This window comes from Tardiphaga sp. 42S5 (genome assembly GCF_034044155.1).
Classification (GTDB): domain Bacteria; phylum Pseudomonadota; class Alphaproteobacteria; order Rhizobiales; family Xanthobacteraceae; genus Tardiphaga; species Tardiphaga robiniae.
Genome location: NZ_CP139027.1, coordinates 5,507,626 through 5,533,790, shown reverse-complemented (window position 1 = coordinate 5,533,790; position 26,165 = coordinate 5,507,626). Strand labels below are relative to the sequence as shown.

At 62.8% G+C, this 26,165-nt stretch carries 21 protein-coding genes and 1 riboswitch; of the genes, 11 read left to right on the top strand and 10 right to left on the bottom strand.

The features are described 5' to 3' along the window. Positions 1 to 17: 17 nt before the first annotated feature. The 4 genes from SFY93_RS25785 to SFY93_RS25770 all read right to left on the bottom strand — a co-directional run bounded on the left by SFY93_RS25785 (position 18) and on the right by SFY93_RS25770 (position 4,880). Positions 18 to 1,112: a CaiB/BaiF CoA transferase family protein gene (locus tag SFY93_RS25785; protein WP_320445099.1), complete on the bottom strand. Its 1,095-nt coding sequence runs from the start codon at positions 1,110 to 1,112 to the stop codon at positions 18 to 20. Positions 1,113 to 1,121: 9 nt separating this feature from the next. Further along, positions 1,122 to 2,297, bottom strand: coding sequence for an acyl-CoA dehydrogenase family protein (locus tag SFY93_RS25780; RefSeq protein WP_089265293.1), 1,176 nt, complete (start codon positions 2,295 to 2,297; stop codon positions 1,122 to 1,124). Positions 2,298 to 2,364: 67 nt separating this feature from the next. Continuing rightward, entirely contained in the window at positions 2,365 to 3,636 is a 1,272-nt protein-coding gene (locus tag SFY93_RS25775; protein WP_320445098.1) for a cytochrome P450, read from the bottom strand. A gap of 47 nt (positions 3,637 to 3,683) precedes the next feature. Further along, positions 3,684 to 4,880, bottom strand: coding sequence for a cytochrome P450 (locus SFY93_RS25770; protein WP_320447856.1), 1,197 nt, complete (start codon positions 4,878 to 4,880; stop codon positions 3,684 to 3,686). Positions 4,881 to 5,139: 259 nt separating this feature from the next. On the opposite strand from SFY93_RS25770, the gene SFY93_RS25765 reads away from it, so the two are divergent. Both SFY93_RS25765 and SFY93_RS25760 read left to right on the top strand, forming a co-directional pair. Continuing rightward, on the top strand, positions 5,140 to 6,312 hold the full coding sequence (locus SFY93_RS25765; RefSeq protein ID WP_068734239.1) for an isovaleryl-CoA dehydrogenase: 1,173 nt from the start codon (positions 5,140 to 5,142) through the stop codon (positions 6,310 to 6,312). Positions 6,313 to 7,288: 976 nt separating this feature from the next. Continuing rightward, positions 7,289 to 8,362, top strand: coding sequence for an NAD(P)-dependent alcohol dehydrogenase (locus SFY93_RS25760; protein WP_320445097.1), 1,074 nt, complete (start codon positions 7,289 to 7,291; stop codon positions 8,360 to 8,362). A gap of 49 nt (positions 8,363 to 8,411) precedes the next feature. On the opposite strand, the gene SFY93_RS25755 is transcribed toward SFY93_RS25760, so the two are convergent. Then, positions 8,412 to 9,155 (bottom strand): SDR family oxidoreductase, encoded by a 744-nt coding sequence (locus SFY93_RS25755; RefSeq protein ID WP_414716982.1) that lies wholly within the window; start codon positions 9,153 to 9,155, stop codon positions 8,412 to 8,414. A gap of 103 nt (positions 9,156 to 9,258) precedes the next feature. Here SFY93_RS25755 and SFY93_RS25750 point away from each other — a divergent pair, with 103 nt between their 5' ends. Then, positions 9,259 to 10,539, top strand: a complete 1,281-nt coding sequence (locus SFY93_RS25750) for an N-carbamyl-l-glutamate amidohydrolase ErtE (protein ID WP_320445095.1) — start codon at positions 9,259 to 9,261, stop codon at positions 10,537 to 10,539. Here SFY93_RS25750 and SFY93_RS25745 read toward each other — a convergent pair. After that, positions 10,536 to 12,524 carry a putative bifunctional diguanylate cyclase/phosphodiesterase gene (locus SFY93_RS25745; protein WP_320445094.1) on the bottom strand — a complete coding sequence of 663 codons (1,989 nt, stop codon included), beginning with the start codon at positions 12,522 to 12,524 and terminating at the stop codon, positions 10,536 to 10,538. The two genes, SFY93_RS25750 and SFY93_RS25745, sit on opposite strands and share 4 nt — an antisense overlap. 271 nt (positions 12,525 to 12,795) lie before the next feature. Here SFY93_RS25745 and SFY93_RS25740 point away from each other — a divergent pair, with 271 nt between their 5' ends. Beyond that, positions 12,796 to 13,308, top strand: a complete 513-nt coding sequence (locus tag SFY93_RS25740; protein ID WP_320445093.1) for a tyrosine phosphatase family protein — start codon at positions 12,796 to 12,798, stop codon at positions 13,306 to 13,308. Here SFY93_RS25740 and cobS read toward each other — a convergent pair. Then, positions 13,301 to 14,065 (bottom strand): adenosylcobinamide-GDP ribazoletransferase, encoded by a 765-nt coding sequence (gene cobS, locus SFY93_RS25735; RefSeq protein ID WP_320445092.1) that lies wholly within the window; start codon positions 14,063 to 14,065, stop codon positions 13,301 to 13,303. The two genes, SFY93_RS25740 and cobS, sit on opposite strands and share 8 nt — an antisense overlap. Then, complete coding sequence (gene cobT, locus SFY93_RS25730) at positions 14,066 to 15,121, bottom strand: nicotinate-nucleotide--dimethylbenzimidazole phosphoribosyltransferase (RefSeq protein ID WP_320445091.1); 1,056 nt, start codon at positions 15,119 to 15,121, stop codon at positions 14,066 to 14,068. Positions 15,122 to 15,219: 98 nt separating this feature from the next. Further along, positions 15,220 to 15,410, top strand: a riboswitch (cobalamin riboswitch). A 109-nt stretch (positions 15,411 to 15,519) separates the two neighbouring features. On the opposite strand from cobT, the gene SFY93_RS25725 reads away from it, so the two are divergent. The 6 genes from SFY93_RS25725 to SFY93_RS25700 are packed head-to-tail and all read left to right on the top strand — an operon-like array spanning position 15,520 to position 23,361. Beyond that, complete coding sequence (locus SFY93_RS25725) at positions 15,520 to 15,969, top strand: DUF1636 family protein (RefSeq protein WP_320445090.1); 450 nt, start codon at positions 15,520 to 15,522, stop codon at positions 15,967 to 15,969. After that, the gene (cobU, locus tag SFY93_RS25720) at positions 15,966 to 16,496 is read left to right on the top strand and encodes a bifunctional adenosylcobinamide kinase/adenosylcobinamide-phosphate guanylyltransferase (RefSeq protein WP_320445089.1); all 531 of its coding nucleotides are present in this window, start codon (positions 15,966 to 15,968) and stop codon (positions 16,494 to 16,496) included. Before SFY93_RS25725 ends, cobU begins: the two co-directional genes overlap by 4 nt. After that, positions 16,497 to 17,510: a cobalamin biosynthesis protein CobW gene (gene cobW, locus SFY93_RS25715; RefSeq protein ID WP_320445088.1), complete on the top strand. Its 1,014-nt coding sequence runs from the start codon at positions 16,497 to 16,499 to the stop codon at positions 17,508 to 17,510. It begins immediately after the preceding gene. Positions 17,511 to 17,525: 15 nt separating this feature from the next. After that, positions 17,526 to 21,248: a cobaltochelatase subunit CobN gene (gene cobN / locus SFY93_RS25710; protein WP_320445087.1), complete on the top strand. Its 3,723-nt coding sequence runs from the start codon at positions 17,526 to 17,528 to the stop codon at positions 21,246 to 21,248. After that, complete coding sequence (gene cobO, locus SFY93_RS25705) at positions 21,245 to 21,874, top strand: cob(I)yrinic acid a,c-diamide adenosyltransferase (protein ID WP_320445086.1); 630 nt, start codon at positions 21,245 to 21,247, stop codon at positions 21,872 to 21,874. Before cobN ends, cobO begins: the two co-directional genes overlap by 4 nt. Further along, on the top strand, positions 21,874 to 23,361 hold the full coding sequence (locus SFY93_RS25700) for a cobyric acid synthase (protein ID WP_320445085.1): 1,488 nt from the start codon (positions 21,874 to 21,876) through the stop codon (positions 23,359 to 23,361). The genes cobO and SFY93_RS25700 overlap by 1 nt, the downstream gene beginning before the upstream one ends. On the opposite strand, the gene cbiB is transcribed toward SFY93_RS25700, so the two are convergent. Next, positions 23,334 to 24,302, bottom strand: coding sequence for an adenosylcobinamide-phosphate synthase CbiB (gene cbiB / locus SFY93_RS25695; protein ID WP_320445084.1), 969 nt, complete (start codon positions 24,300 to 24,302; stop codon positions 23,334 to 23,336). The two genes, SFY93_RS25700 and cbiB, sit on opposite strands and share 28 nt — an antisense overlap. After that, positions 24,302 to 25,165 carry an ABC transporter substrate-binding protein gene (locus tag SFY93_RS25690; RefSeq protein ID WP_320445083.1) on the bottom strand — a complete coding sequence of 288 codons (864 nt, stop codon included), beginning with the start codon at positions 25,163 to 25,165 and terminating at the stop codon, positions 24,302 to 24,304. Before SFY93_RS25690 ends, cbiB begins: the two co-directional genes overlap by 1 nt. 9 nt (positions 25,166 to 25,174) lie before the next feature. Here SFY93_RS25690 and cobD point away from each other — a divergent pair, with 9 nt between their 5' ends. Continuing rightward, on the top strand, positions 25,175 to 26,161 hold the full coding sequence (gene cobD, locus SFY93_RS25685) for a threonine-phosphate decarboxylase CobD (protein ID WP_320445082.1): 987 nt from the start codon (positions 25,175 to 25,177) through the stop codon (positions 26,159 to 26,161). Positions 26,162 to 26,165 lie beyond the last annotated feature (4 nt).

Below are 26,165 nucleotides of genomic sequence, written 5' to 3'. Positions count from 1 at the left end.
CCGTGTGACCTTGAAGATTACTTCTGCACTTCGCCGATGCCGGGCACGGCGCCGTAGCTGCGCGGCGCATCGACCCAGATCGCGGCCGGCGCCGGATACGACACTTCGCCATTCGGCGTGTTCACGGTGATGCGGCGCAGATGCGGATGGTTGGTGAGATCCGCCATCGTGTTCACTTCGGCAAATGCGATATCGGCCTCGGTGAGGCGCTTCAGAAGTTCGTCGCGGCTGAGCGCGCCGAAGATGTCGCTGACGGTCTGGTCGGTGAAGGCGCGGTTGCGCACGCGCTCGACGCCGTTGACGAGGCGCGGATCATTGGCCAGCGCGGCATTGCCCAGCACCTTGGCGCAGAGGACCTTCCATTCGCGCTCGCTCTGAATCGAGATCAGGATGTCCTTGCCGTCCTTCGAGCGAAACACGCCATAGGGCGCAATGGAGGGATGCGCGAGACCCATGCGCTTCGGCTCATTGCCGGCCTCGGCATTGAGCAGCGGCACGGTGAGCCAGTCGGCCATCACGTCGAACATGGAGATGCGGATATCGGCGCCTTCGCCCGACACCGAGCGACCGATCAGCGCTTCGAGGATCGCGGCGTGCGCGGCAGCGCCGGTGGCGACGTCGACGATGGACACGCCGACGCGTGACGGGCCTTCGGGGCCGCCGGTGATCGACGCCAATCCGCTCTCCGCCTGGATCAGCAGGTCATAGGCCTTGCGATGCGCGTAGGGACCGGTGTCGCCATAGCCGGTGATGGTGCAGCAGATCAGCCGCGGATAGTCCTTGCGCAGGCGTTCGCGGGTGAAGCCGAGCTTGTCCATCGAGCCCGGCTTGAGGTTCTGCAGCAGCACGTCGGCATTGGCGATCAGCTCTTCCATCGCCTTGCGGCCTTCCGGCGTGGCAAGATCGACCACCACGGAATCCTTGCCGCGGTTGAGCCAGACGAAATAGCTGCTCTGGCCCTTGGCCGCGGCGTCATAGCCGCGGGCAAAGTCGCCTTCGGGGCGCTCGATCTTGATGACATGCGCGCCGGCATCTGCGAGACGCGAACTGCAGAATGGTGCAGCCACCGCCTGTTCAACGGCGATGACGGTCAGTCCCTTGAGCGGCAGCATGGGTCTATCTCAATACGAGCGCGGCATGCCGAGCACGTGCTCGGCCACGAAGGACAGGATCAGGTTGGTCGAGATCGGCGCTACCTGATACAGACGCGTCTCGCGGAATTTGCGCTCGACGTCGTATTCCTCGGCAAATCCAAAACCGCCATGGGTCTGGATACAGGCATTGGCGGCCTCGAAGGACGCATCGGCTGCGAGCATCTTGGCCATATTGGCCTCGGCGCCGCATTCCATGCCGGCTTCGTATTTGCGGAGCGCTTCCTTCACCATCAGCTCGGCCGCGCGCATATTCGCATAGGCCTTGGCGATGGGGAATTGAATGCCCTGGTTCTGGCCGATCGGGCGGCCGAACACCTGACGCTCCTTGGCATAGGCGCTTGCCTTGGCGATGAACCACTTGGCATCGCCGACGCATTCGCTGGCGATCAGGATACGCTCGGCATTCATGCCGGAGAGGATGTAGCGGAAGCCCTTGCCCTCTTCGCCGATCAGGTTTTCCGCCGGCACCTTCATGTCGGTGAAGAACACTTCGGTGGTGGCGTGATTCATCATGGTGCGGATCGGGCGGATCTCGAGGCCGTTCTTTTTGGCCTCTTTCATGTCCACCAGAAACACCGACAGACCATCGGTGCGCTTCGCCGCCTGTTCCTTCGGCGTGGTGCGCGCGAGCAGCACCATCAGGTCGGAATATTCAGCGCGGCTGGTCCAGATCTTCTGGCCGTTGACGATGTAGTCGCCGTTATCGTCCTTCTTCGCCACCGTCTTCAGCGACGACGTGTCCGTGCCCGAGGTCGGCTCGGTGACGCCGAAGGCCTGCAGGCGAACTTCGCCACTGGCGATCTTCGGCAGCCACTTGGCCTTCTGCTCGTCATTGCCATGACGCAGCACCGTGCCCATCGTATACATCTGCGCGTGGCAGCCGCCGCCGTTGCAACCGGCGCGCTGGATCTCTTCGAGGATCGCCGCTGCAGCCGACAGCTTGAGGCCGGAGCCGCCATATTCCTCGGGGATCAGAACCGACAGGTATCCGGCTTCCGTCAATGCATCGACGAAAGCCTTCGGATAGGCCATCTCGCGATCGAGCTTGCGCCAGTATTCACCGGGGAACTGTGCGCACAGTTTTGCAACGGCATCGCGGATATCGTGGAATTCGTCCTGTTCCGCGGGATGGTGTTTCGTCAAGGAATTGAGCTTCTCTTCTTGAGGGGAAAATTATGAATCCTGACCGGCATTACGAAATCCTGCGGTCTTACGTGATCCGAACCGGCAGGGTCTCATAGCCTTTAACGAAGCTCGAATACACGCGCTTGGGTTCCGCCACAACTTCGATGTTCTCGAACCGTTTCAGTATCTCCTCCCAAACGATCCTCAATTGCAACTCCGCCAGGCGCATGCCCACGCAACGGTGTATGCCAAAACCGAATGACAGGTGAATCTTCGGCCGCGCGCGGTCGATGATGAACTCGTTCGGGCGCTCGATCACCTCCTCGTCGCGGTTGCCCGAGACGTACCACATCACCACCCGGTCGCCCTTCTTGATGGTCTTGCCGCCGAGTTCAGTATCCTGCATGGCGGTACGGCGCATATGCGCCAGCGGCGTCTGCCAGCGGATCACTTCGGGGACCATGGTCTCGATAAGCGACGGATTGTCGCGCAACTTCTGATACTGGTCGGGGTTCTCGTTCAGCGCCAGCACCGAGCCGGTCATGGTGTTGCGGGTGGTATCGTTACCGCCGACGATCAGCAGGATGATATTGCCCATCAGTGTGTCGGGATCCATGAAGCGCGTCGCGTCGCTATGCGCCATCATGGAAATCAGGTCATTCCGCGGGTCGGAATTCGCGCGCTCGTTCCAGAGCTTCTGGAAATAGGCGGCGCATTCGTCCATCTCGCGGCGGCGCTCTTCCTCCGACGACACGATGCCACTTTTTGGCAGCGCGGTGGACACGTCCGACCAGCGCGTCAGCTTGCGGCGCTCCTCCCATGGGAAATCGAACAGGGTCGCCAGCATCTGCGTGGTGAGTTCGACCGAGACGCGTTCGACCCAGTCAAAGGTCTCGCCGCGCGGCAATCCGTCGAGCACCTTGCAGACGCGCCCACGGATCAGCACTGCCATCTCGTCGAGATGATCAGGCGTGAACATCGGCGTCACGGTCTTGCGCTGGGCGCTGTGCTTCGGCTCATCCATGGCGATGAAGCTCGGCCAGTCATAGCCTTCCGGCACGTCGCGGATCGCGATGCCGCCATGCTTCACGTCGGACGAGAAGATGCCGTGATTGGTGTCGACATGCATGATGTCGTGATACTTGGTCACCGACCAATAGGGTTCGATCGGCGCATTGGTGCAGTAATGCACGGGCTCTTCCGCGCGCAGCCGCTCGAAGAACGGCCACAGCGTGTCGGTGGCGAACAATTTCGGCGCGCCGGGATGGAAGTCCTTCAGCGGCGTCGAATAGGCGATCTCGCGCGCGACGCGCTGGATCTCGGCTTTGTCAGGATTGATCCTGGCTTGGATATTCATGGCGTCTGCTCTCCAAAAATCGATCCTGAGCTGTTGAGGTCGCTGGTTCAGCCAGCGATCCGCACAGGCAGTGTTTCATAACCCTTCACGAAGCTCGAAAAGACGCGGCGCGGCTCGCCGACGACTTCGATCCTGTCGAAGCGCTTGATGATCTCTTCCCACACAATCTTCAATTGAAGTTCGGCAAGTCTGAGGCCGACGCAGCGGTGGATGCCGAAGCCGAATGACAGATGGCGGTTCGGGCGTACGCGATCGATGATGAATTCGTTGGGGTTTTCGATAACCTCGTCATCGCGGTTGCCCGAGACGTACCACATCACGACCTTGTCACCCTTCCTGATCTGCTTGCCGCCGAGCTCGGTGTCCTGCACCGCCGTGCGCCGCATATGTGCGAGCGGCGTCTGCCAGCGGATGATCTCCGGCACCATGCTCTCGATCAGCGCGGGATTGGCGCGCAGCTTGTCATATTCACCAGGGAATTGATTGAGTGCGTAGACGCCGCCGGACATCGAATTGCGCGTTGTGTCGTTGCCGCCGACGATCAGCAGAATGATGTTGCCGAGAAAACTCTCCGGATCGAGATGCCGCGTGGCCTCGCTATGCGCCATCATCGATATCAGATCGCTCTTTGGTGGCGCGTTGAGCCGTTCCTGAAACAGTCGGCCGAAATACTCGCCGCATTCGCCGAGTTCCTTCTGGCGCTGCGCTTCGGCTTCCTCTGTCGGCGGCAGCATGGTGGCGACGTCGGACCAATGGGTGAGCTTGCGGCGATCCTCCCAAGGAAAGTCGAACAGGGTCGCCAGCATCTGTGTGGTGAGTTCAATCGAGACGCGGTCGACCCAATCGAAGGTTTCGTTGCGGGGCAGGGAGTCCAGCACCTGCGCGGTGCGCTCGCGGATCAGCCCCGAAAGTTCGTCCATATGGTTCGGTGCGAACATCGGCGCCACCGTCTTGCGCTGGGCGCTGTGATGCGGCGGATCGGTGGCAATGAACATTGGCCGGCGAAACTTTACGCCGGCGTCGCGGATGGTGATGCCGCCGAATGCCGCGGCAGAGGAGTAGGTGGCGTGATTGGTCTCGACCTGCATGATGTCGTTGTACTTGGTCACCGACCAGTACGGTCCGAACATGCTGTCCTTGCAGTAATGGACGGGATCCTCGCGGCGCAACCGTTCGAAATAGGGCCAGAACGTATCGGTGCGGAACAGTTCGGGGTTGCCAGGATCGAACTCATCCAGCGGCATCCTGTAAGCTTGGGCGTGAGCGGCCGCTTGGGCGGATTCGTTGCTGTCGGAATCCTGGACGCGATCGAGCATCGGTTCTCTCCCTGGCATGCCTTCCGTGGTTGGTTCCGGATGGCTTATTTGGGTGAATTACAACCCGTTGCGCGGCCAAGAGCAAGGACCACTTTATGCCTCTTCTCAGCCCGTTCGGCCCGTGACATGGTGATTTCAATCAACAAAGCCGGCGCGCTTGCGCTCCGTTCTGACCGGAGGCGACCCTGTGATTTCGAACGCTCAACGGATGTTCAATTTTGATCTCGGCGAGACCGCGGATGCGATTCGCGAGACCGTGCGTGACTTCTCCCAGAACGAGATCGCGCCGCGCGCCGAAGCCATCGACAAGACCAACCAGTTTCCGCTCGATCTCTGGCCCAAGATTGGCGCGCTAGGCCTGCACGGTATCACGGTGGAGGAAGAGTTCGGCGGCGCCGGGCTCGGCTATCTCGAACACGTCATCGCGGTGGAAGAGATTTCGCGCGCCTCGGCGTCGGTGGGCCTGTCCTATGGCGCGCATTCGAACCTCTGCGTCAATCAGTTGCGTCGCAATGGCAACGAGGCGCAGAAGCGCAAATATCTGCCGAAGCTGATCTCGGGCGAACATGTGGGATCCCTCGCGATGTCCGAGCCGGGTTCCGGCTCGGACGTGGTGTCGATGAAGACCCGCGCCGACAAGAAGGGCGACCGCTACGTTCTCAACGGCAACAAGATGTGGATCACCAATGGCCCGGTGGCGCAGACGCTGGTGGTCTATGCCAAGACCGATCCGGCTGCCGGCCCGCGCGGTATCACCGCCTTCATCATCGAAAAGGGCATGAAGGGTTTTTCGACGGCGCAGAAGCTCGACAAGCTGGGCATGCGCGGCTCGGATACGTGCGAACTCGTCTTCGAGGATTGCGAAGTGCCCGAAGAGAACGTGCTCGCCGAGGTCGGTCGCGGCGTCAATGTGCTGATGTCCGGCCTCGATTACGAGCGCGCGGTGCTCGCGGCAGGCCCGCTCGGCATCATGCAGGCCTGTCTCGATGTCGCGCAGCCTTATGTGCACGAGCGCAAACAGTTCGGCGAGCCGATCGGCAATTTCCAGTTGGTGCAGGGCAAGATCGCCGACATGTATGTCGCGCTGAGTTCGGCGCGCGCTTATGTCTATGCGGTGGCGAAAGCCTGCGATCGCGGCGAGACCACCCGCGAGGATGCCGCCGGCGCCATCCTCTATGCGTCGGAACGCGCCACGCAATGCGCACTCGACGCGATCCAGCTGCTCGGCGGCAATGGCTACATCAACGACTATCCAACCGGCCGCCTGCTGCGCGACGCGAAGCTCTACGAAATCGGCGCCGGCACCAGCGAAATCCGCCGCATGCTGATCGGCCGGGAGTTGTTTGCAAAGAACGGGTGAGGGGCGATCCCTTGTATCCGAAGCGCTGACCTCTCCACTGTCATTCCGGGGCGTCCGCCTGGGTTCGTCATTCCGGGGCGCGCGTCGCCGGCGAAGCCGGCAGAGCGCGAACCCGGAATCCCGACGTGTTTCGCGCTGTCTGGAGATTCACATGCTGAGATTCCGGGTTCGCGTCCGGCAAGTGCCGGCCGCGCCGGAATGACAGTTTGGGGCGGCAAGACAGTGCCTAAACATTTTTTCCTACCCCCGTTGACAACATCCCTATATTGATTATATTCCCCTTTGTCCTGCCCCGCCGAGAGGGGCGATCGCGATCGTCACGTTCGCGGGGTGGGATGCGGTGGACGCCGGAGATGCGGCGTCACGCGGTTTGGGGGTGACGTCTGTCTTCGGGCAGGACGGATCTGCGCCAGCACTGCCACTGGCAAGGAGACGGCCGGCCTTCGGATCGACAAACCCCTGGACAGTGTGACGGACGACCAAGTCAAAACGCGTTCGGCTTACTCGCTTGAGGCACCCTGTCCCTCCGCCCTGGGACTGTAATTTTGGTGATGGGATCGTCGCCATGGCGAAGCGCAAGCAACCGAAAAAACACCGCAGGCGGAACGTCGGGCACTTGCCTGACGCCTCCGAAAGTCCTGATGCACTCTAAATTGCGGAAGACCGCATTCGCATCAGGCCCAAGGGTGCAACGGGCACCTGGCGTTCCGCACGCCCTCTCGCAGGAGGGTGGGAATGCAAAGGACGACGGCGCCCCCGCGCCGCAAATAATGGGGGCGATGACGCATGTCTGGAGAGCAGTGGCTGTTTGACAAATTGAATCAAGAGCGACGCAGCAGCGCAGCGGTTTGTCAGCCACTTCAGAGGAATTCCAAAGGCATCGCCGCTTGATCCACCTCAATCCTGTCACGGCAAAATGCGCAGATGATTGGCCTATCGCGTCGATCGACGCACCGTCGCAAGCAGGAGCAGGATCATGCCGAAAATGAAGGCTGCGATATTTGTCGAACCGGGTCGTATCGTGCTGGAGGACAAGCCGATCCCCGATGTCGGCCCGCTCGATGCGCTGATGCGCATCACGACCACCACGATCTGCGGCACCGATGTGCATATCCTCAAGGGTGAATATCCGGTCGCGAAAGGGCTGACCATCGGACACGAGCCGGTTGGTATCATCGAGAAGCTCGGCAGTGCCGTCACCGGCTATCGCGAGGGCCAGCGCGTTATCGCCGGCGCCATCACGCCAAGCGGCCACAGTTACGCCTGTCTCTGCGGCTGCTCATCGCAGGATGGCGCTGGGACGAAGCACGGCTTCAAGGCGGCCGGCGGCTGGCGGTTCGGCAATACGATCGATGGCGCGCAGGCCGAGTATGTGCTGGTCCCCGATGCCATGGTCAATCTCAGTCCGGTACCCGATGCGTTGACGGATGAGCAGGTGCTGATGTGTCCCGACATCATGTCGACGGGATTTGCCGGCGCCGAGCGCGGCGGCATCACGATCGGCGACACGGTGGTGGTGTTCGCCCTGGGACCGATCGGACTCTGCGCCATCGCCGGCGCGAAGCTGATGGGCGCGACCACGATCATCGGTGTCGATACGGTGCCCGCGCGTATCGAGGTCGCCAAACGGCTCGGCGCCGATATGGTCGTCGACTTCAAGAAGGGAGATCCGGTCAAGCAGATCATGGACCTGACCGACGGCCGCGGCGTCGATGTGGCCATCGAAGCGCTCGGTACGCAAGGCACCTTTGAGTCGGCGTTGCGCGCACTGCGGCCGGGCGGCACTCTGAGCAGCCTTGGCGTCTATTCGACGGATCTGCAGATTCCCCTGAGCGCCTTTTCGGCGGGCCTCGGCGATAACACGATCGTCACCAGCCTGTGTCCCGGTGGCAAGGAGCGGATGCGACGGCTGATGAACGTCGTCGCCTCCGGCCGCGTCGACCTGACGTCACTGGTCACCCATCATTACAGACTGGACGATATCGAAAAAGCCTACGATCTGTTCTCGCACCAACGCGATGGCGTGCTGAAGGTCGCAATCACGCCGTGAGGCGGACGGGCGCCAGCACAAAGGGCTGTGCTGGCTGCCTTTAACGCGCTCACATCGCCAGGAAGCTGCGATTCCAGGTCGGGCTGATCAGCACCTCATTGATACAGACATGCGGTGGCATGCTGGCGATGAAGGCGATGGTCTTGCCGAGATCGTCCGGCTGCAGCATCCGCGCCATCACCTCGTCACTCGGCGGCACCGGACGGTTCTTCATGATGTCAGTGGCGACCTCGCCGGGCGAGAGACAGCAGGCGCGCAAGCCGTTGACGCATTCGTCCATGTTGAAGGAATGGGTCAGCGCCAGCACGGCGTGCTTGGTGGCCGTATAGGCCGGCCCCGTCATCTTGGAGACGATGCGCCCGGCCCACGAGGCGACATTGATGATGCAGCCGTCCTTCTGCGCGCGCATCGCAGGCAGCACTGCGCGCATGCAATACATCACGCCATTGAGATTGATGTCGACGATCTGGTCCCAGCCGTCCTGCGTCACGTCTTCCCAGCTTCGCTTCGGCAGGTTGACGCCGGCGCTGTTCACCAGAAGGTCGATACGGCCATGTTTGGCGAGGATGGCCTGCGCCACCTTGTTGACGTCGTCGGCATTGCTGACGTCCAGCGCCATGGCTTCGACCGGCTTGCCGCCGGCGCCGAGTTCATCGGCGACGCCCTTCAGCACATCGGCGCGGCGGCCGGAAATGACCACCGTCCAGCCATCCGCCAGCAGCGCCTGCGCTCCCGCCTTGCCGATTCCGGTGCCGCCGCCGGTCACCCATGCGATCCTGGTCTTGCTGCTCACGATTTTCTCCCTGATCGTTTCTTGCTTCGCGATGTCCATCGTCTTGCTTCACGATGGCCAAAGTGTTCAACAATAATCGTGCCGGCGCCAGTGCCGCCAACTCATGAGCCTCATGCCGATCATGCCGACCGAGACCAAGCCGCCCATCGATCAGAACCGCCTCTGGGACGACCATATGGCGCTTGCCGCCATCACCGATCCCGACAAGCCATGGACGCGGCGATCGTTCTCGCAGCGCTTTCTCGATGGGCGCGCCTGGCTGCGCGAGCAATTCATTGCCGCTGGCATGGCGGTGCGCATGGATGCCGGCGCCAACATGATCGCCCGGCTGGAAGGCAGCGTTGCAGGTCTGCCGCCGATCATGCTCGGCTCGCATTCCGACACGGTGCCATCCGGCGGCCGCTTCGACGGCATCTCCGGTATCCTGACTGCGCTGGAGGCCGTTCGGGCACTGCAGGCCTCCGGTTACAAATCGCGGCACCCGATCGAGATCGTGGACTTCCTCGCCGAGGAGCCCAGCGAATACGGCCTGTCCTGCGTCGGCAGCCGTGCCATGGTCGGCGAGCTCGATGCCAGGATGCTGACCTACACCAATGCGGCCGGTGAAACGCTGGCCGACGCCATCAGGCGCGTCGGCGGCGATCCAGCCGCCATCGCTGCGATGCAGAAGCCGGAATTCGTCGGCTATCTCGAATTGCATATCGAGCAGGGCGTCGTGCTGGAAAGCAAGAAGCTCGATCTTGGCCTCGTCACCGGGATCGCCGGCATCACCCGCGTCGAGATCGTGCTGCAAGGTGCCGCCGATCACGCTGGCTCGACGCTGATGGAATATCGCAGGGATGCGAGCCTTCCCGCCGCCGAACTCGTGCTGCTAGTCGCTCAGCAGGCGAATGCCTTTGCTGCGCGAAAACAGGGTCACTTCGTGGCCACCACAGGGATCCTCGAGATCAGCCCGAACGCCGCGAATGTCGTGCCCGGCGGCGCGCGGATGATCCTCGACATTCGTGCCGAGAAAGCCGCGCTGGTCGATGAATTCGTGGCGTTGCTCGATCGTGAGAGCCTCGCCATCGCAGGGCGAGCCAAGGTCGAGCGTGAACGCTTCGCGTTGATTTCGCAAAATCCTCCCGCGCCTTGCGACGATCATCTGCTTGATGTTCTCGGGCGTAGCGCTGCAAAGCTCGGCTATTCCACGACGCGGCTGGCGTCGGGGGCCGGTCACGATGCCGCTTTCATGTCGCATATCGGCCGCAGCGCGATGCTGTTCATCCCGTCAAAGGACGGTAAGAGCCATTGCCCGGAGGAATGGTCGGAGCCGGAGCAACTGGCCGTCGGGGCGGCAACGCTGTTCGAGGCGGTGCGGCTGCTCGACGGACAGAACGACTAGCTGGCAGTGCGCTCGGCCAGCAGGCCGTGTTGAACAGAGGCGAGATAATCCCCGACCTGCTCAATGCTCATGGGCTTGGCGAAGAAATAGCCCTGCATGAATCGGCAATGCTCCCTGTGCAGGAAGTCGACCTGTTCGCCGCTCTCGACGCCCTCGACGATGCAGTCGTGACCAAGGCCGTTGCACAGTCCGAGCATGGTGCGCAGGATCAGGCGCGCGGCAGAATCCGTCTCGATCTTGCTGATGAAGCTGCGATCGATCTTGACCTTGTCGAGTGGCAATTCACGAATACAGCTCAGGCTCGAATAGCCCGTGCCGAAATCGTCCAGCGAGATACGGGCCCCCAGAGTCTTCAGGGCATTCAGTGCTTCCGTCGCCTGTGCGAGATTGCCCATCACGGCCGTTTCGGTGATCTCGAAATCGATGCGGCTGGCCTTCACCTTGCTTTGCTGGACAACGGCAATGATCTTGAGGATCGACAGGGGAGAGGCGACGTCAACCGCAGAGAGGTTGAACGAAATCCGGACATGCTCCGGCCATGTCGCTGCGCCTTCCAGAGCCTTGCGAAGCAGCAACGGGGTCAACTGGCCGATCATGCCGGAACGCTCGGCGGCGACAATGAAGCTCATTGGCGGAACATTGCCGAGCTCCGGACTCTTCCAGCGTGCCAGGGCTTCGAAGCTTGCGGGCTGCAGTGTTTCTGCGTCGATAATCGGCTGGTAGGCGATCCACAATTCCCGCTCGAGGTCGGCTCCGGCCAAGGCCCGGCTCACAGAGGAGGCCTCGCGGATGTCGGCTTCATGTTCTGCAGAAAACCGGACGGCCTTGCCACGCTTGTGCTGCTTGGCAAAGAACAGCGCGTAGTCGGCGCGCTCGAACAAATCCTGCGCAGTCTTGGCTGTGTCCGGAAATTCCGCATATCCGATCGAGCAGCTGATGCGAACTGTGATGTCATCAATCTCGAATGGGACGTCGAACAGGTTCTCGATGCTCTCTTCGGTTTCAACAATTGCATCCGGGTCGAGTAATTGGTCGCTGAACATGACGAATTCGTCACCGCCCAGTCTGCCCAGAAACACGTGAGGAGCGAGATGCGCGCGCAGTCTGTCTGCGACTTCGACCAGCAGGCGATCACCCATGTGGTGCCCATGGATGTCGTTGATCGGCTTGAAGCCATCGAGATCCAGGATGCCGAGCAACAGGCCGCCGCCGGTGTGTGCGGTGGTGACAATGCCGCGCTCAAGCTCGGCAAAGAAGTTCCGGCGATTGGGGAGATCGGTGAGGCTGTCGATATTCGAATTCCGAAAATTCTTGTCGCTCAGCACCTGTAGTTCAGCCTGCTTGATACGCAGCGCCTTCTCCGAGTTCACCCGCTTCTCGAAATCGGAGTAATTGCCGAGCAGCATAAAGAGAACGGCCCCGATGACCACGACGAAGTTGAAGGCGATGGAGACGAAGACCACATTGTCGCTGGAGCCGAAAAAGAACGCGAAAGGCACGACAACCAGCGCCATCACGATCAGCGCTGCCGCGCGCAGATGCATGAGGCAGAAACCGCAGCCGATCGATGTGACGGCCATAAAGAACGCAACGTGGCTTTTGCTATAGGCGTCGCCATAGGGAAACAGGCTGAGGCTCCAGGCAGTGAACGCGACGCCGAGAATGCCGGCAAAGATGATCGAGCCGGTGAGCTTCTCTACGGCCTGGTTGAGCGACAGTGTGGTGTTACGTGCTCTCAACCAGCTCAGTATCCGGATCACACAGATTGCATCAAATGCAGCAGGGAGATAGACGGTAAGCAGATGTGGCGCAGTACCATAAAAGGTGATCGCAAGTGCCGTCGTGTTGACGACCACCAGCGCATACATCATCGGCACCTGACGGGTGAAGGCAGCGAGTTTCGCTTCCACCAGTTCGGGGTTTTCGCGCGGCACCCGGAAGATCGTTCCGATTTGTGATGCCGCCAATTCGAAGTAGTTCAGCATCGTACCGTCCTGGACTCTGCACTCGTGAGTTAGATACCTATCGCAACTTCTTTAAGATTGGCCTGCCTCGGCTGCTGAAAGCTCGAGATGGTAACCGATTGTTCTGATTGGCGTATTTTCATCGGATTACGATGGTGCAAGTGCGAAAAGGTCGAGGGTGGTATTAAGAAACCGACCTTGCATCATCGACATCGCAGCGGCATGAGGTTGAAGAAGGTCCATTCGCCGTGGGTGAGAGGAAGGACATGACAGCAGCTAGCAGGGTGTTCGAATGATCTATGTGAGCTCGCTTGGAGGCCTTGCTGCCGTGGCAGAATCGCTGCCGTCCTTCGATCTGCTGACCCTTCTGTCGCCCGCCGCGAGCGAGCGCGACTGGAGCGGGTTGGCGCGTGAGCGGCATGTGGAGCTAACCTTTCACGATATCGTCGAAGCAACGCCAGACCTGATCGCGCCCGATGCCGACGTCGTGGATGCCATTCTTCAGTTCGGCCGCGGCAGCATCGCTGATCGCCCGATGCTCATTCACTGCTGGGCCGGTATCAGCCGTTCCAGCGCCGCCGCTTATGCCATCGCCTGCGATCGCAATCCCGGCTACGAGGCGGCGATTGCAGATGAACTACGCAAACGTTCGCCTTATGTGACTCCGAACAAATTGATGGTGCAATTGGCCGACGAACAGCTTGGCCGCGATGGACGTATGATCGAAGCCATTGCGCGCATCGGTCGCGGCGCGGATGCCTTTGAAGGTGAGCCTTATCGATTGCCGTTGAACTGGCCTATTTGATCAGGGCTGCGACGCCGAGCAGAAAACCGATCTCGAAGAGCTGCTCGACCGCACCGAGCACGTCGCCGGTGTAACCACCGATCAGACGACGCGACCAGAGTGCGAGCAGTGCGGCGAGCGCTGCGCCGAGCAGAAGACCCGCAAAAAGCGATGCGACCGAGACGAGCGCAAGCGGGATTGCTGCAAGCACAACCACACCAAGTGCAAACAACGATTCCTCAAATCGCACGGGCGCCTCGGCGTAAGTGACCTTCATCGCACTGGTATCGCCGCTATAGGGCAGGCGGTTCATCACGAAGGCCGGCATGGCGCGTGCGGCGGCATGGACAGCGAGGAGTGATGCCGCACCTGCCCACATCGGGAATATGGCGAGCGCCGCGATGCGCAGCGCTACGCCGAGGCCGAGTGCCAGCGCCCCGTAAGTGCCGATGCGGCTGTCCTTCATGATCGCGAGGCGCTTTTCGATCGTCCAGCCTCCGCCGAAACTGTCGGCCGTATCGGCAAGGCCGTCCTCATGTAGCGCGCTGGTGATAACGATGCTTGTTGTAATCGCCAGCAAAGCCGCGATCAGCGGTGACCAGAATTCGCTGGCAACGAGAAACACAACCGCGGAGGCGGCGCCAATGCCGACACCGACGATCGGAAAATACTTCATCGCACGCGCGAGCCAGTCAGTATCCTGCGCGTCGCCATTTGCCGGTACCGGCACCACCGTCAGGAAACGGATCGCATTCAAAAGATGCGGATCCAGTCTCATCTAGATCTTTCCGGCCAGCACGTCGTCGAGGCTGGCGACGTCGGTCAGCATGAGCGCGGCAGCACGGACCAGCGGCACCGCAAGCAGCGCGCCGGTGCCTTCACCGAGCCGCAAGCCGAGATCGAGTAGCGGCTTGGCATCGAGCGCATCGAGTACGATGTCATGGCCGCGTTCGGCCGAACGGTGTGCGAAGACGCAATAGTCGCGTGCAGCCGGGCACAGGCGAACGGCAAGCAATGCCGCGGCGCTGGAGATGAAGCCGTCGATGATCACCGGCCGCCGTTGCGACGCCGCGCCGAGGATCGCTCCGGCCATGCCTGCGATTTCCAGCCCGCCGAATTGGGCCAGCACATCCAGCGGCGCAGTTGCATCGCTGCGCGTCGCCGCCGTCGTGATCGCTGCGCGCTTGCGCGCCATGCCGGCGTCATCCTGCCCGGCGCCAACGCCGATACAGTCATCCAGTGGTGCCGGCGCGAGACGATGAACCACCAATGCCGAGGACGCCGTATTGCCGATTCCCATCTCGCCGAGCGCGATGATGTCTGCGCCGGCCTTGATCTCACCGACGGCGATCCGGTAGCCGCGCGATAGTGCATCCGCCGCTTGCTCTGCCGTCATCGCAGGTTCGCGCGCAGCGTTGGCTGTGCCCATGCGGACCTTGGCGTCGATCAGCTTCGGATGGACAGGCAGTTCCGCAGCGACCCCGATGTCGATCACGCGGACGTCGATATTGTTGGCCGCGGCGAAGGCATTGGCCGTGGCGCGGCCCGCCAGATAGGTCATCACCATCGCAACCGTGACCGCCGACGGATATTGCGACACGCCTTCGGCCACGAGTCCGTGATCCCCCGCAAATACCAGCAGAACAGCATTGTCGCCGCGGGGTTCGCCGGGATGCCGGATCATACCGAGCTGCAGCGCAAGGTCCTCGATTCTCCCCAGCGATCCCGGCGGCTTGGCCTTGCCGTCGATGACGGCACGGATGCCTGCCGCGATCTGCGGGTCAACAGGCGCAATGGCGGGCGGCTGCCACAAGGGCTGGGAATGGGCGGACATAGGGTTCCTTTCGCGGCCTAACTGACGCAAGACGACCTGCAAGGTCAACAGGTTCGGGCGACAGTCCGTCGGCGCGGTTGACCCCAGCGCACCCGGCAGATAGCGTCTTTTGTGATGGTCCTTCCGCGTGGAAGGTGAATAGGGAAGCCGGTTTGAGGCCGGCGCTGCCCCCGCAACTGTAAGCGACGAGCCCGCGCCGGTGCCACTGGGAATTCTTCAGAATTCTTGGGAAGGCGGCAACAGGCTATGACTCGCAAGCCAGGAGACCTGCCATCACGAACTGTGCTTTGGAGGCGTCGTCGGGGCGGGGTGCACCGGACGGGAGCGAACTGACGGCCATGCTGTCGGCGCGATCCAACAAAGCTCGTAGGCCCGCGAGGGCATGAACTGAGCATGTAATGGATCACGACAACGCCGATATCTCTGGCGAACAAATTTCGGTCGAACCGCCGCGCCCCGTGCCGGCTGGTCCCGTTGTCGTGAGTGTGTGCATTAGCTGCAAGGCCGCCGAAACCGGCACGATCGTCGGGCCGGACATGTTCGATGCGGTGAAGGCCGCGCTCGGCGATGGCGATGCCGCGGTGATGGTGCGTCCGGTGCAATGCCTTAGCGTCTGCAAGCGGCCAGCAACCGTCGCGGTGACGAGCCCTGATGGCTACACGTTCTTGTTCGGCGATCTGCAGACCGATAGCGGCAGCGCGGCGCTGGTGTCTTTCGTGGAGTCCTATCAGAAGGCCGACTACGGCCTGGTGCCATGGCGCGAGCGCGCCGAGGTGCTGCGCAAGGGCATGGTCGCGCGCGTGCCGCCGATGCGTTGGTCGCCTGAAGATGGGCGTGCGCCGAAATGACCGCGGTCTCCACCACGTTGGCGCTGGGCGGTGCGCGGTCCGGCAAGTCAACTTTCGCCGAGAGGCTGGTCGATGGCATCGGCCTGACCAAAGTCTATCTTGCGACTGCAACGGCCGGTGACGACGAGATGCATGCCCGCATCGCGCAGCATCGCAAGCAGCGCGGCGAAGGCTGGATCACCGTGGAAGAGCCGCTGGCGCTGGTCGATGCGCTGACGCGTGAGGCCACGGTCGGGCGCGTTGTGCTGGTGGATTGCCTGACACTGTGGCTGTCGAACCTGATGTTTGCCGAGCGCGATCCGGAAATCGAAGCCAAGCGCCTGGTGCGCTTCCTCGATGTCTCGCGCTATCCAATCGTGTTCGTGTCCAACGAGGTCGGCCTCGGTCTCGTGCCGGAGACGCCACTCGGACGCGCTTTTCGCGATGCGCAGGGCCGCCTCAACCAGATCATCGCGGCCGCCGTGCCGAATGTTGCTTTCATCGCAGCCGGACTTCCGCTCTGGCTCAAGCGTTCCCAGGAGAATTGAATGTCCCGCGTTCCCGTCACCGTCCTCACCGGATTTCTCGGCGCCGGTAAGACCACGCTGCTGCGCTCGCTGCTGACCCAGGCTGACGGTCGCCGCATCGCCGTGATCGTCAATGAGTTCGGCGATGCCGGTTTCGATGGCGGTCTGGTCGAGGAATGCGCGGCAAAGGCCTGTGCGCCCGGCGATATCGTCGAGCTTACCAATGGCTGCATCTGCTGCACCGTCGCCGACGACTTCGTGCCGACCATGGATAAGCTGCTGTCGCGCGAGCGTCCACTCGATGCCATCGTCATCGAGACCTCCGGCCTCGCGCTGCCGCAGCCGCTGTTGAAGGCCTTTGCCTGGCCAGCGGTGAAGACTCGCGCCACTGTCGATGGCGTCGTCACTGTCGTCGACGCACTGGCGCTCTCTGAAGGCCGTGTCACGCTGGACGAAGACGCTGTTGCCGAACAGCGCGCCAAGGACGGAGGCATCGAACACGACGACCCCATCGAGGAAGTGTTCGAGGACCAGCTCGCTTGCGCTGATCTGGTGGTTTTGTCGAAAAGCGATCTCGTCGCTCCAGAAAAGCTCGCCGAGATCGAAGCCAAGCTGAAAGCCGTGTTGCGCCCCGGTGTCAGCATCGTGCGCTCCAAGGGCGATCTCGCGCCATCGGTGCTGATCGGCCTCAATGCCGCAGCCGAAGATGACATGGCCGCTCGTGTCGGCCATCACGGCGAGGAAGAAGAACACGACCATGACGACTTCGACAGCATCGTCGTCAAACCCACCGCTGCTGCGAGCATCGACGCGATGCGTGCGCGCATCAGCGACGCGCTTGGCCTCGACGGCGTCCTCCGTGTGAAGGGCCATGCCCGCATCGCCGATAAATCTGCTCCGATCGTCGTGCAGGCCGTCGGTGCCCGCGTTGAACTCGCCTTCGCCCGGCCGGACGTGATGCAGGCCGAGCATCTGGTGGTCATCGGCCTCAAGGGATTCGACGGCGACGCCGTGCGAAAGGCACTCGCCGGGTAACGCAGGTTCACCCGTATGCATCTGAAGCTCGATACCTCCGGCAGCATTGACGACGGCGACGTCGCCCGCGATCTCGGGCAGGACACCGCCGATATCGTCGTGCTGTCGGCGGCTGACAGCGATCTGGCGGCGTTCAATGCGGCGCATGCGACACTGCCGGGCGATTTCCCCAGCGTGCGGTTCACCAACATGCTGGCGCTCGGCCATCCCGCGTCGGTCGATCTCTATGTCGAGCGAACGCTGGCCAGGGCGAAGATCGTGGTGCTGCGCATGCTCGGCGGTATCAGCTATTGGCCCCATGGCGTCGAGAGCCTGCGCAGCGACGCATTGAGCCGCGGCGCCAAGTTTGCTTGCCTGCCCGGCGAGATGGACTGGAATGCCGAACTGGCCGCCCGCGGCACGGTCAGCAGCGACGAAACCCATGCGTTGTGGCGCTATTGCAGCGAGGGCGGCGTCGACAACGCGCAGCTGGCACTGCGCTATGCCGCGCATCTGATCGGTCACGGAGAGGAGCCGCCTGTTGCGCGGCCGATGCCTTCGGCCGGCTTCTGGCCGGGTGAACCCGCGGGGGATAACCGGCCGAATGCGATTGTGATTTTCTACCGCGCGCTGGTGGCCGGCGGCGATACTGCGGCAATCGATGCATTGCGTCGGTCGCTCGACGCGCGCGGCCTCAACGCGGCCTGTCTCTACGTCACGAGCCTGAAGGATGAGCGCTCCGCGGCTTTCCTGCGCGCCGCGCTTGCGGCCTATCCGCCCGATATCATCATTAACGCGACGGCCTTCGCCACTGCGACCGCGCATGACGATGCCGGCGTGTTGTCGGCGTCAGGCTGTCCGATTCTGCAGGTCGCGCAGGCCGGCATCTCGCGCGCCAGCTGGGAAGCCTCTACTCGCGGCCTGACGCCGCGCGATCTGGCGATGCATGTGGTGTTGCCGGAAGTCGATGGCCGCATCTTCGCCAATGCCATCGCCTTCAAGGAACGTGGCGCCAGCGACGGCGGCTTTGCGCCGACAACATTGCAGCCGGTGCAGGATCGGATTGATGCGACCGCTGATCTGGCGCGCGCCTGGGTGCGCTTGCGCCGCGCTGGGGCGTGCGAACGACGCGTCGCGCTGATTCTGGCCAATTATCCCAATCGCGATGGACGCCTTGCCAATGGCGTCGGCCTCGATACGCCGCAGAGCCTGATCGATGTGATCGCCGCGATGCGCGAAGCCGGCTACGGCACTGGTGACGCGCCTGACACGACGGCCGCCATGATGCAGCTATTGCAACAGGGGCCAACGAATGCGCTTGCCGGTCGCGCGGAGCGAAGCGGTGGCGTGACGTGGCCGCTGGCTGACTATCACGCGGCCTTTGCGACGCTGCCGACCAATGTGCGGCTGGCTATTGAGTCACGCTGGGGCAAAGCTGAGAACGATCCGCATGTGGTCGACGGTGCATTCCGTCTCGGCCTGCATCGTTTCGGTAATATCACTGTCGGTGTGCAGCCGGCACGCGGTTACAATATCGATCCCAAGAGCACCTATCACGATCCCGATCTGGTGCCGCCGCATCACTATCTCGCCTTTTATCTCTGGCTGCGCCGCAGCTTTGACACCCATGCAGTGGTGCATCTCGGCAAACACGGCAATCTCGAATGGTTGCCGGGGAAAAGCGCAGGCCTGTCGGCCGATTGTCTGCCCGATGCCGTACTCGGTCCGCTGCCGCATCTCTATCCGTTCATCGTCAACGATCCCGGCGAGGGCATTCAGGCAAAGCGCCGTACCTCCGCCGTGATCATCGATCACCTGACACCACCGATGACGCGGGCCGAATTGCACGACGATCTGGCGCGGCTGGAGAATTTGGTCGACGAATATGCCATGGCGACCGATCTCGATCCCAAGCGCGCTGCCGTGATCGCCGAAGACATCCTGTCGCTCGCCCGCGCGCAGCAGATTGATGCCGACGTCAATGTCACCCGCGACACGCCGACGGGCGAGGCGCTGCGCGCGCTCGACGCCCATCTCTGTGATCTCAAGGAAATGCAGATCCGCGACGGACTGCACATCTTTGGCCGCGTGCCCGAGGACGCGCAGCGCAATGATCTCCTGGTGTCCATCGCGCGCCTGCCGCGTTCGGAGATCAAGCCGCAGGATGCGTCACTGCATCGCGCACTAGCTGCCGATCTCGGGCTTGGTGCGTTCGATCCGCTCACCCGCGATATGGCCAATGATTATCTCGGCCCGCGCCCCGGCGTTCTTGCCGAGGTCAGCGATGCAGTGTGGCGCACCACAGGGGACACCGTCGAACGGATCGAAGGGCTGGCGCTGCAATTGGTCTCCGGCAAGCTGCCCTGCGATCCCACCTGGACGCGCGCCACCGATGTACTTCACTGGATCAATGCGAAACTGCGACCCGCCATCGATGCTTGCGGCGGCGCGGAGACGGCCGCATTCCTCAAAGGCCTCGACGGTCAGTTCATTCGCCCCGGTCCATCTGGCGCGCCGACGCGTGGACGCCCCGATGTGCTGCCGACCGGGCGTAATTTTTTCGCCGTCGACGTTCGCGCCGTGCCAACGCCATCCGCCTGGCGCATCGGGCAACTGGCGGCCGAACGGCTGGTCGAGAGCTATTGGCAGGAGGCCGGCGAATGGCCGCGCGCAATTGCGCTGTCGGCCTGGGGCACCGCGAATATGCGCACCGGCGGCGACGATGTCGCGCAGGCGCTGGCGCTGATCGGCGCACGGCCGTTGTGGGAGGAAACCTCGGGCCGCGTCACGGGCTTTGCGATCACTCCGCTGTCGGAACTGAAACGCCCGCGTGTGGATGTGACCTTCCGTGTCTCCGGCCTGTTCCGCGATGCGTTCCCGACCCAGATGGACATCATCGGCTCTGCTGTGAGCGCGGTGGCCGAGCTCGATGAGCCCGATGAGGCCAATCCCATCGCGGCCAATGTCCGCGCCCGCACCCGCACGCTCGAAGCCGGCGGCATGACCTGCGAGATTGCGCGCCGACAGGCCACGCGCCGTGTGTTCGGCTCCAAGCCCGGCGCCTATGGCGCGGGGCTGCAGGCGCTGATGGATGAAGGTGGCTGGAGCAACCGCGCCGACATTTCCGACGTCTATCTCGATTGGGGCGGCTATGCCTATGGCAGCGGAACCGACGGCGAGGACGCGCGGGGCGAATTCGCCGAGCGGCTGAAGGGCGTCGATCTCGTCGTGCAGACGCAGGACAATCGTGAGCACGACATTCTGGATTCCGACGACTATTACCAGTTCATCGGCGGCCTCGCGGCGACGGTGCAGACGCTGCGTGGCTCGGCGCCGCGCATCGCCCATATCGATACGTCGCGCCCCGAAGCGCCGATTGCCCGGCCGCTGGCGCATGAGATCTCGCGCGTGGTGCGCGGCCGCGGCGCCAATCCGAAATGGATCGCCGGCGTGATGCGCCATGGCTACAAAGGTGCGTTCGAGATCGCGGCCACGGTTGATTATCTGTTCGGTTTCGCGGCCTCCACCAATGCGGTCGCCAATCACCATTTCGATCAGCTGTTCGCCTCCTATTTGGAAAATGACGAAGTTCGCGGCTTTATGGCATCTGCCAATCCCGCGGCACTGCGTGAGACGGCGGCGCGCTTTGCCGAAGCCATTCGCCGGGATCTGTGGACACCGCGTTCCAATCGCGCTGCCGATCTGATTGCCGAACTTCTGCCGCAGGTACACAAAGAGATCGCAAAGGAAATCGCATGACCGGGACCGCCCACGACGAAGCCGCCGAGAACGCGCGCCACAAGGAGAAGGCCGCCAAGCACAAGGCGGCGAAGGACAAGATCATGGCGACTAAGGTCGGCGAGAAGGGCCTCTTGATCGTTCACACCGGTACCGGCAAGGGCAAGACTTCTGCAGCGCTCGGCATGGTGTTCCGCCATATCGGTCACGGCTATCCGGTGGGCATCGTGCAGTTCACCAAATCGCCGGAATGGGACACGGGCGAAGCGCGTCTGCTGAAAACCTTTCCCGATCTGGTCACGCTGCACATCATGGGCGAGGGCTTCACCTGGATTACCCAGGACCGCGAGCGCGACATCGCTGCCGCGACCGCGGGCTGGGAACGCGCCAAGGAGATGATCCGCGATGATCGTCACCGCCTTGTGCTGCTCGACGAGCTCAATATCGTGCTGCGCTACGACTATCTCGATCTCAATGAAGTCCTGACCTTCCTGCGCGACGAGAAGCCGGCCGACAAACACGTGGTGATCACTGGCCGGAACGCCAAGCCCGAGCTGATCGAGATGGCCGATCTGGTTACCGAAATGACGCTGATCAAGCATCCGTTCCGGGCTGGTATCAAGGGTCAGAAGGGTATCGAGTTCTGATGAACCTGAATACGCCTGCGCTGATGATCCAGGCGACCGGCTCTAATGCCGGGAAGTCGACGATCGTCGCTGGCCTCGCGCGGGCACTGGTGCGGCGTGGCATGAAGGTGGCACCGTTCAAGCCGCAGAACATGTCGAACAATGCTGCTGTCGCGGTCGATGGCGGCGAGATCGGCCGCGCGCAGGCGGTGCAGGCACGGGCCGCCAGGCTGCCGCCGAGCGTGCACATGAACCCGGTGTTGCTGAAGCCCGAGACCGATACCGGCGCGCAGGTCATCGTGCAGGGCCAGCGCTGGGGCACGCTGCGTGCAAAGAACTATCTTGAAAAGAAGGCCGCATTGCTCCCCGCTGTGTTGGAGAGTTTCTCGCTGCTGGCCGATCAGGCGGACATCGTTCTGGTAGAAGGCGCCGGCAGCCCAGCGGAAATCAACCTGCGCGCCGGTGACATCGCCAATATGGGGTTTGCTGCTGCAGCCAACATTCCCGTTGTGCTCGCCGGCGATATCGATCGCGGCGGCGTCATTGCGAGCCTGGCCGGCACGCATCTGGTGCTTGAGGCGGAGGAGCGTGCGCGCATCCACGGCTTCATCGTCAACAAGTTTCGTGGCGATCCCAGCCTGTTCGACAATGGCCTCACCGCGATCACGCGGCTGACCGGCTGGCCATCCATCGGCGTGTTGCCATGGCTGCCGCAGGTTGCGTTCCTGCCGGCCGAAGACGCCGTCGATCTCGACCGCACTCACGCCTCGTCATCGACGCGTATCATCGCGGTGCCGGTGCTGGCGCGGATCGCCAATTTCGACGATCTCGATCCGCTTGGCATGGAGCCCGGCGTGAAGCTGGTCTTCGTGCGGCCGGGCGAGGCCATTCCCGGTAATGCCGATGTGGTCATCCTGCCGGGCAGCAAATCGACCATCGGCGATCTCGCTTTCCTGCGTGTGCAGGGCTGGGACATCGACATCAAGGCGCATGTGCGCCGCGGCGGTCACGTGCTTGGCCTGTGCGGAGGCTACCAGATGCTGGGTAAGACGATCGCCGATCCCGATGGCATCGATGGTTCGCCCGGGTCGGTCGATGGCCTCGGCCTGCTCGATATCGCGACGCTGATGAGCGCCGACAAATCCACCACGCTTATCGCCGGAACGCATTGCGCGACTGGTGCCGCAATCGAAGGCTACGAAATTCATCTCGGTCGCAGCGAGGGTGGCGACTGCGCGCGGCCGCTGCTGATGATCGATGGACGACCTGATGGTGCTGCGTCAGTCGATGGACGGGTGCAAGGCACCTATGTCCACGGGTTGTTCACCGGCGATACCTTCCGCAAGGCGTGGCTGGCCAATCTCGGCATTGCCTCGTCTCTGGCCTATGACGCGCAGATCGAAGCCGCGCTCGATGCGCTCGCCGATCATTGCGAAAAGCATCTCGATATCGATCGGCTGATCGAGATTGCCCGCAGCCGTCACAGCAGCAGCGCCAGCGCAGCATAGATTGCGGCTTGCAAGACGCAGGCTGCGACGAACACGCGAAGTGCCCGGCCGATGTCGTTAGACGCTGCGGTTCGGCCTTCGGCATTGAGATAGGGATCGTTGACGGCGCCCTCGGCATAGACGCGCGGTCCAGCGATCGCGATTCCGAGCGCGCCAGCCATGGCGCTTTCCGGCCAGCCGGCATTGGGCGAGCGATGCTTTCCGGCGTCGCGCAACATGATCTTCAATGACGATATGATTGATCCGCGTGCGACCGGCGCAGCGAGCGCGACCAATACTCCCGACAAGCGCGCCGGGATCAGATTGACGAGATCGTCGAGTCGGGCGGCCGCCCAGCCGAAATCCTGATACCGCACGCTGCGATGACCGATCATGGAGTCGGCCGTGTTGATGGCCTTGTAGGCGATCAGGCCGGGCAATCCGAGCAATGCCAGCCAGAACGCCGGCGCGACGATGCCGTCGGAAAAATTTTCTGCGGTGGATTCGATCGCCGCGCGCGCCACACCGGCTTCGTCGAGTTGTTCAGGATCGCGGCCGACGATCATCGCAACGGCCTGTCGCGCCGCCGGCAATCCAGCCTCAGTGAAAGCGCGACGCGCGCGGGCCACATGCTGATACAGGCTGCGCTGCGCAATCAGTGTCGATGCAATCAGGGCTTCGATTGCAAAGCCGATCCAGTTGTCGTTGAGAAGATCGGCGAGCAGTCCGCCGACAAGCATTGCGACACTAACCAGCGCGATGACGGTGACGACACCGGCGAGCTTGCGTTGCCGACGCGACCAGCTCTCGAGGTTGAGCCGGTGTTCCAGCCAGCCGATGCCGTTGCCGATCCAGACCACGGGATGCGGTGCGCGCCGCCACAGCCAGTCGGGATCGCCGATCACGGCATCGAGCAGCAGCGCCGCGACCACCGGCAGGAGCGCGTTGCCATGCACCAGCATCAGGGTGCCACGCGGTTGATTTCGGCGGTCAATCGGTCGAGTGCTTCCACCATGGTCGGACCGCCGCAGGCGGTGAGGCGCTCGGGCAGCACCAGTCGCTTCGACGCCGGATAGAATTTCTCCAGTGCGGGATGCAGCAGGAAGGCGCGGCCTTCGTCTTCGGCGAAGTCGGTATTGTCGGTGACCAGCAGCAGATCGGGCCTCAGCGTGACGATCGCCTCCAAGGAGGCGAAGCCGCCAGCCTTGAGTCCGAGCTCGCCGCCGGCATTGCGCAGCCCGACTGCCGATAGCAACGACGTGGTCAGATTTTCGCCGCCGGACACCCAGCCGCGCCGCGACACCGCCAGCACGCGCAATGGCTTGCGCTGTACGGCGGCATGGGCCTGCGCGATAGCAGTATCGAGCTTCACGATCTCGGCTTCAGCACGCTCCGGATGCTTGACCAACGCGCCCATCTGGCGGAGCTGTTTCTTGACATCGTCGAGCGAGCGGGCGGGATCGAATTCGGTGACCTTCAGTCCCTTGTCCTTCAGGAGTTCGCGGGTCGCGCGCTTGGTGAAGCGGCCTGCGACGACGACATCCGGCTTCAGCGCCAGCACGTCCTCGGCCTCGCCGGACAGCAGGCGGAACGCCTTTGCCTTGTCCTTGTCCCAGGAGCGGAACGGATCGCGTGCATAGGGGCTGAGGCCCAAAATCTGCTCGGGATCGGCGAGGGTGACGAGCAGTTGATCGGTGCAGAGGTTGATCGAGGCAATGCGCGGCAGATCGGCCGCACTGGCCTGCAGCGGCGCCCATGCGAGCAGCGCGAGTGTCGTAGCCGCGAGCGGCCAAAGCCTCTCGCGCTGCGCCCGATATGATGGCATGACACAGGCATGAAACATGGTGGCGATCTCACGCAGGCGATGGCCGAATTCGGCGGTGCGCCGGACCAATGGCTCGATCTCTCGACCGGGATCAATCCATGGCCGTGGCCCATTCCTGCCAATCTGCCGAGCCATCTTTGGGAACGCTTGCCGACGCGCGCCCACGAACAGTCGCTGCTGTCTGCTGCGCGCAACGCCTACCATGTGCCTGACGGCGTCGATATCGTTGCCGCTGCCGGTACGCAGGCTCTGATCCAGTGGCTGCCGCATCTCGCAGCGCCTGGCGCCGTTGCCATTGTCGGGCCGACCTATAACGAACATGTCGCGGCCTGGCGCGCGGGCGGACACGAGGTCGGTGTGATCGGCAGCCTCGGCGCGCTGCCGGATCATGCCAAGCATGTGGTGATCGTCAATCCCAACAATCCTGACGGGCGCGTCGCCACGCGCGATGAACTCGCCGATGTTGCGGAAACCCTGCAGCGACGCGGTGGCTGGCTTGTTATCGATGAGGCCTTCGCCGATGTGGATCCCGCGATCAGCGCGGCCGATCTCTGCGCGAAGTTGCCGGTGGTGATCCTGCGCTCGTTCGGGAAGTTCTATGGCCTTGCAGGTCTGCGTCTCGGCTTCGCGCTCGCGGCGCCGCTGATCGCGCAGCGTATCGCGACCGCCATCGGCCCATGGGCCTGTTCCGGACCGGCGCAAGTCATCGGCGCGGCCGCCTTGCGTGACGAGCGCTGGGCCACACAGACCCGCGTCGCGCTGGTCGCCCAGGGTATCAAGCTCGACAATGTGTTGGCCGATGCCGGTTTCGAGATTGTCGGCGGCACGTCGCTGTACAGGCTGGCGCGACATGCCGACGCGTTGAAATGGCATGCCGCATTGGCCCGACAGCAGATCTGGTGTCGCCACTTCGACTGGAGCCATGAGTTGCTGCGCTTCGGCTTGCCGCCCGATGCGGCTACTCTGAGCCGGCTTGCTGCTGCGCTGGCGAAATAGCCGC

What these genes read in the sequence shown, in the direction of transcription:
- SFY93_RS25690 (WP_320445083.1), bottom strand. Translation starts at nt 25,165, where the DNA reads ATGCCATCATATCGGGCGCAGCGCGAGAGGCTTTGGCCGCTCGCGGCT.
- cbiB (WP_320445084.1), bottom strand. Translation starts at nt 24,302, where the DNA reads ATGCTGGTGCATGGCAACGCGCTCCTGCCGGTGGTCGCGGCGCTGCTG.
- SFY93_RS25740 (WP_320445093.1), top strand. Translation starts at nt 12,796, where the DNA reads ATGATCTATGTGAGCTCGCTTGGAGGCCTTGCTGCCGTGGCAGAATCG.
- SFY93_RS25760 (WP_320445097.1), top strand. Translation starts at nt 7,289, where the DNA reads ATGCCGAAAATGAAGGCTGCGATATTTGTCGAACCGGGTCGTATCGTG.
- cobU (WP_320445089.1), top strand. Translation starts at nt 15,966, where the DNA reads ATGACCGCGGTCTCCACCACGTTGGCGCTGGGCGGTGCGCGGTCCGGC.
- SFY93_RS25750 (WP_320445095.1), top strand. Translation starts at nt 9,259, where the DNA reads ATGAGCCTCATGCCGATCATGCCGACCGAGACCAAGCCGCCCATCGAT.
- cobD (WP_320445082.1), top strand. Translation starts at nt 25,175, where the DNA reads ATGAAACATGGTGGCGATCTCACGCAGGCGATGGCCGAATTCGGCGGT.
- SFY93_RS25745 (WP_320445094.1), bottom strand. Translation starts at nt 12,524, where the DNA reads ATGCTGAACTACTTCGAATTGGCGGCATCACAAATCGGAACGATCTTC.
- SFY93_RS25700 (WP_320445085.1), top strand. Translation starts at nt 21,874, where the DNA reads ATGAACCTGAATACGCCTGCGCTGATGATCCAGGCGACCGGCTCTAAT.
- cobO (WP_320445086.1), top strand. Translation starts at nt 21,245, where the DNA reads ATGACCGGGACCGCCCACGACGAAGCCGCCGAGAACGCGCGCCACAAG.
- SFY93_RS25775 (WP_320445098.1), bottom strand. Translation starts at nt 3,636, where the DNA reads ATGAATATCCAAGCCAGGATCAATCCTGACAAAGCCGAGATCCAGCGC.
- cobW (WP_320445088.1), top strand. Translation starts at nt 16,497, where the DNA reads ATGTCCCGCGTTCCCGTCACCGTCCTCACCGGATTTCTCGGCGCCGGT.
- SFY93_RS25770 (WP_320447856.1), bottom strand. Translation starts at nt 4,880, where the DNA reads ATGCCGCTGGATGAGTTCGATCCTGGCAACCCCGAACTGTTCCGCACC.
- SFY93_RS25725 (WP_320445090.1), top strand. Translation starts at nt 15,520, where the DNA reads ATGGATCACGACAACGCCGATATCTCTGGCGAACAAATTTCGGTCGAA.
- cobS (WP_320445092.1), bottom strand. Translation starts at nt 14,065, where the DNA reads ATGAGACTGGATCCGCATCTTTTGAATGCGATCCGTTTCCTGACGGTG.
- cobT (WP_320445091.1), bottom strand. Translation starts at nt 15,121, where the DNA reads ATGTCCGCCCATTCCCAGCCCTTGTGGCAGCCGCCCGCCATTGCGCCT.
- SFY93_RS25785 (WP_320445099.1), bottom strand. Translation starts at nt 1,112, where the DNA reads ATGCTGCCGCTCAAGGGACTGACCGTCATCGCCGTTGAACAGGCGGTG.
- cobN (WP_320445087.1), top strand. Translation starts at nt 17,526, where the DNA reads ATGCATCTGAAGCTCGATACCTCCGGCAGCATTGACGACGGCGACGTC.